Origin of the sequence: Flavihumibacter sp. CACIAM 22H1 (assembly GCF_001601815.1) — a bacterium.
Taxonomy (GTDB): Bacteria; Bacteroidota; Bacteroidia; order Chitinophagales; family Chitinophagaceae; genus Flavihumibacter.
Map to the genome: position 1 here is coordinate 74759 of NZ_LUKG01000005.1, position 4282 is coordinate 79040.

At 42.6% G+C, this 4282-nt stretch carries 3 protein-coding genes and 1 pseudogene; all 4 read left to right on the plus strand.

The genetic code is table 11. The annotated features are described in order from the left end of the window. Positions 1–355, plus strand: a pseudogene (locus A1D16_RS02750) (hypothetical protein); the annotation flags it as partial. 1 nt (position 356) lies between these two features. Then, positions 357–2063 carry a hypothetical protein gene (locus tag A1D16_RS02755; protein ID WP_290707576.1) on the plus strand — a complete coding sequence of 569 codons (1707 nt, stop codon included), beginning with the start codon at positions 357–359 and terminating at the stop codon, positions 2061–2063. 281 nt (positions 2064–2344) lie between these two features. Next, positions 2345–2764 carry a hypothetical protein gene (locus A1D16_RS02760; RefSeq protein ID WP_290707578.1) on the plus strand — a complete coding sequence of 140 codons (420 nt, stop codon included), beginning with the start codon at positions 2345–2347 and terminating at the stop codon, positions 2762–2764. A gap of 96 nt (positions 2765–2860) precedes the next feature. Beyond that, entirely contained in the window at positions 2861–4279 is a 1419-nt protein-coding gene (locus A1D16_RS02765) for a sialate O-acetylesterase (protein ID WP_290707580.1), read from the plus strand. The last annotated feature ends 3 nt before the right edge of the window (positions 4280–4282 follow it).

Here is a 4282-nt window from a genome sequence, read left to right on the forward strand (position 1 = left end):
GCTTGGTGGAATTTTTGATCCGTTGCCTTCACAACTGATTGGAAATATTCAGTCGGATTCAGATCCGGATGAACCTGTCGTTGGATTTATTTCTGCTGGCCGTACTACTACCAAAAGGATTTTTATTCAAAATCATGAATTGAATGACTGGCCACTTGTATTGACGGGATATGATTGTATGGTAATTAATGTGCCGAGTAATCCGATTGACTATCAGATATATGACTACCCAAATCCGGAATACTGGATGTGGTATTTTTCAAGCGGTCAACCTCCCGGGCTTGTACTGAGTAAAAAAGTATGTCTTGATTGCCGCTTGTCGGGAGGTACCAATCAAAAACCTTCATTCTGGTAGTATGCAAAAGAGATTTATCGCAGTTTTTGGGTTATTGCTGCTTGGATTTTGTCCAATATTGAAGGCGCAGGCAAAAGAGGACTTGCTGGTAATAACAGACAGATCTGTTTATTTAAGCGGCGAATCTGTTTTTTTCAGTCTCTATTGTATTGATTCCTCATTGAAAAACTATGCAGAGAATAGTAAACTAGCCTATGTCGAATTAATCAACCAGGAAAAAACTGCTGTTGTTCAGTCTATTGTGCGCTTGGATAAAGGGCGCGGGCAGGGAGTTTTATATACAAATTTTCAGTTTTCATCGGGGATCTACGAATTTAGGGCGTATACAAACTGGATGCGAAACTGGGGCGAATCTTCGTATTTCAGAAAACCTTTACTGCTGGTGAATCCATATGATTCAAGTTTTTTTGTTGAGAATAAAAAGAAGCTGGCAGCTACGGTCTCAAGGAGTTCAGCTACAAGCAGGAACGATAACCAGTCTCCCGAAGCTATTATACAATTAAACGCACCTGTTATACCTTCCCGTTCACTTATTGAATGCAGGGTAAATTTTTCTACCTCAATTCCTGCATCTGGTCTTACGGTTACTGTAGTACCCGCCGATGAGCCGGAATTACCCGAGTGGGTTAATGAACCAAGTCTCTCGTCAGGAGCTACAAAAAACATAGAATTCCTTCCCGAGTTGGAAGGCCCCTTGATTAAAGTTGCAGTAACTGATATTACGAACGGGGAGCCAGTAAAGAATGTAATGGGAATATTAAATAGTACTGGTAATGCCATAATTGTAAGCGCTGCAAAAACGAATCAACAAGGAATCTGTTGGTTTAATCCGGGGTTAAGACTTCAGCGTGGAGCTATCTTTGCACAAATTCTTAATGCAGGTAAACGGGAAGATCAGCTTAAACTGGAAATTGAGCATTTTTTTGCTCCGGTTTCGGAAACGATTTCATCCGGATATCCCAGATTATCTGAAGAACAGGTGGAATTGCTTCGAAAACGATTCATTCATCTACAGCTGGCTGCAGATAGTCAGCCTACTATTAATTTGAATGATACGAGCCAGCTAAGGTTTTTGGATACTATTCCTTTTGGGAAACCCGATATGCGGTATAGGCTGAAGGATTATACTCGTTTTCTTTCTATGCAGGAAATCTTCAGAGAATTTATTCCGGAAGTGCGTGTTCGAAAAGTGGATAGCCTGTTTCAGGTTAAAGTTCGCAATAAATCAATACCGGGTTTTTTCGAGGGAGATCCATTAATCCTGCTTGATGGGCAGATTATTACAAACCCAAATTTTTTGCTTGAATTAAACCCTCTTGAAATTGAAGAAATAGAAATTCTAATGCAAAAATTGATTGTGAACGGGCTCGTAAATGATGGAGCAATACTGGTTAAATCCAATGGGAAAATTGCAAAAACCGGAGTTTTACCCGTTCATGCATTAACCCTTTTTTATCCTGGCATACAACAAGTAGTATCTACATCCTGGCCAGATTACGCAAAAAAGGTACCAGCTACAGATAGAATCCCCGATAGACGGCAGTTGTTGTATTGGAGCCCTAAGATTAGCGATACGGACGATCTCCATGAAATTAATATTAAATTTTTCTCCTCTGATATTCCAGGTAAATACAGAATTAGAATCAGAGGCCTGGATAGTAAACTTCATCCCGTGGATATTTCAACTGTTTTTACGGTTGAAAATTAACTTGGAGATCATTGGTTTTTTCGGATGAAACCCTTTCCCAGAAAGGCTTTTAGTAAAAAATTAAGAGTTTTAGAATAAGCAAATTCCAAAAATTTTGACTTGCAGGCCGAAGATAACCGGCCTAAGTTTGTAGTACCAAGCAGTTATACGAGCTGTTTCCGGATCCTACCGGTTGTTTTAGCCAATTTTCTTTCCGATTGCCGATTCCATCACCAACATTGCTTCCGTTTTTCGATTGCCACCAAAAGATCTTGTTATTGTCTAACCTCAAAAAATTTGTTATGAAAAACGTAAACATGCAATTAAAATCTATCGTGGCTGCCATGAGTGTAGCTGTACTTGTTGGCCTTAGCGCTGCTCCTGTTTTTGCGAATACAGAAAAAAAAGCCAAAGCAAAAGATGTTCCTGTTGAAGTAAAGTATATAGGTTCCAATGATCAATCTCCGATCGTTGAGCTTAGTCTTAACAATGAATCAGGTGAAGAAATTACTGTTCAGTTGAGAGATATGGACGGTTATGTACTTTACAGCGTTACTTCTTCCGATAAAAAAATTACCCGCAAATTCCAGATCGATAACCATAGCATGGAGCCCATTCAATTGAAAGTGGCAGTTGCTAAAAAAGGAAAAGTTCAGACAGACGTGTTCCAGATCAACCGGAGCCGTGTTGTAGTGGAAGATGTAGTGGTAGCTAAAATGTAAAACAGCGCCTTTACTAGTTTAAGCGTTAATCGGACATTTTATTCGATTAACGCTTTTTTTTTGGGCCTGCACAAGGGCTTTTTGTATTTTAGAACTATGAAAAAACGACTGCAACGATTGCTGCCCGCTATAGCCCTTCTTTTTTCGACCGCCGGGTTCTCACAACTAAAGTTGCCTGCCCTTCTTCAGTCGGGCATGGTATTGCAACAGAAAGATTCGGTTCAGCTTTGGGGTTGGGCCGGGCCGGGAGAAAACGTAACCGTTACTACCAGTTGGAATGCTCAACAGTATAGTACCAAAGTTTCTGATCTGGCTCGTTGGAAACTAAAAATTCAAACACCGGCAGCCGGTGGTCCTTATTCCATAACTATTTCCAGCCGCAACACAATTGTATTGGAGAATGTGCTTATTGGTGAGGTATGGGTCTGCTCCGGCCAGTCCAATATGGAATGGAGTTATTATAACGGCGTAAAAGATATCGCAGCGGAGTTTCCGCAGGCGGCCAATTCCAATATCCGCCTTTTTCAGGTAAATAAAACCGGTGCTGATTATCCTCAGGAAGACCTGAAAGCAGGTTGGACCAGTTGTGATTCCAACCAGTTGAAAGCGTTCAGTGCAGTGGGGTATTTTTTTGGAAAAAGAGTACAGGAGCAGCTAAACCTGCCAATCGGGCTGATTAATGTTAGCTGGGGTGGTACGCCAGCAGAAGCCTGGACGCCGGAGGAAGTGGTTTACAGCGATCCCGTTCTGAAAGAAGCGGCTGCTAAACTCACCAAGGTTGATTGGTGGCCTACCACATCCGGGAAAGCCTACAACGGAATGATAGCGCCCCTTACTAATTTCACCATTGCCGGTGTTATCTGGTACCAGGGCGAAAGCAATACGGGAACCTATACTACATATCGACAATTATTTACCAAAATGATCGATAGCTGGCGGGCTGCCTGGAATAAAAAACTGCCGTTTTATTACGTTCAGATCGCCCCGTTCAAATACGGCACCACCGGAATCGGGGCTCTATTGCGGGAAGCACAACATGCAGCAGCTGAACATCCGGCAACAGGTATGGTGGTTATTACCGACCTGGTGGATACGGTTACAGACATCCATCCGTCCAGGAAAAAACCGGTTGGAACAAGGCTGGCTAATTACGCACTGGCCGCAACCTATGGACTAAAAATAGATGGCTACAGAAGCCCCGAATACAGCTCCTCCGTCGTAGAAAAAGGAAAAATTCTGGTTAAGTTCAACTACGCTGAAAAGGGGTTACGGATAAATGGCGCTCAACCAATCGGCTGGCAAATTGCCGGCCTGGATGGTACCACCTGGTATAGCCCCCAAGTGAAAATCGACAAAAACAGCGTAGTACTCTGGCACCCCAACCTCAAGAATCCGGTGTATGTGCGTTATGGCTTCGGTAATACCAGCATTGGTAATATGGAGTCCTTGCAAGGCCTTCCGCTTTCCCCTTTCCGCACCGATAATTTACCGGTTGCACAGGTGCCTGAGCAATAAACC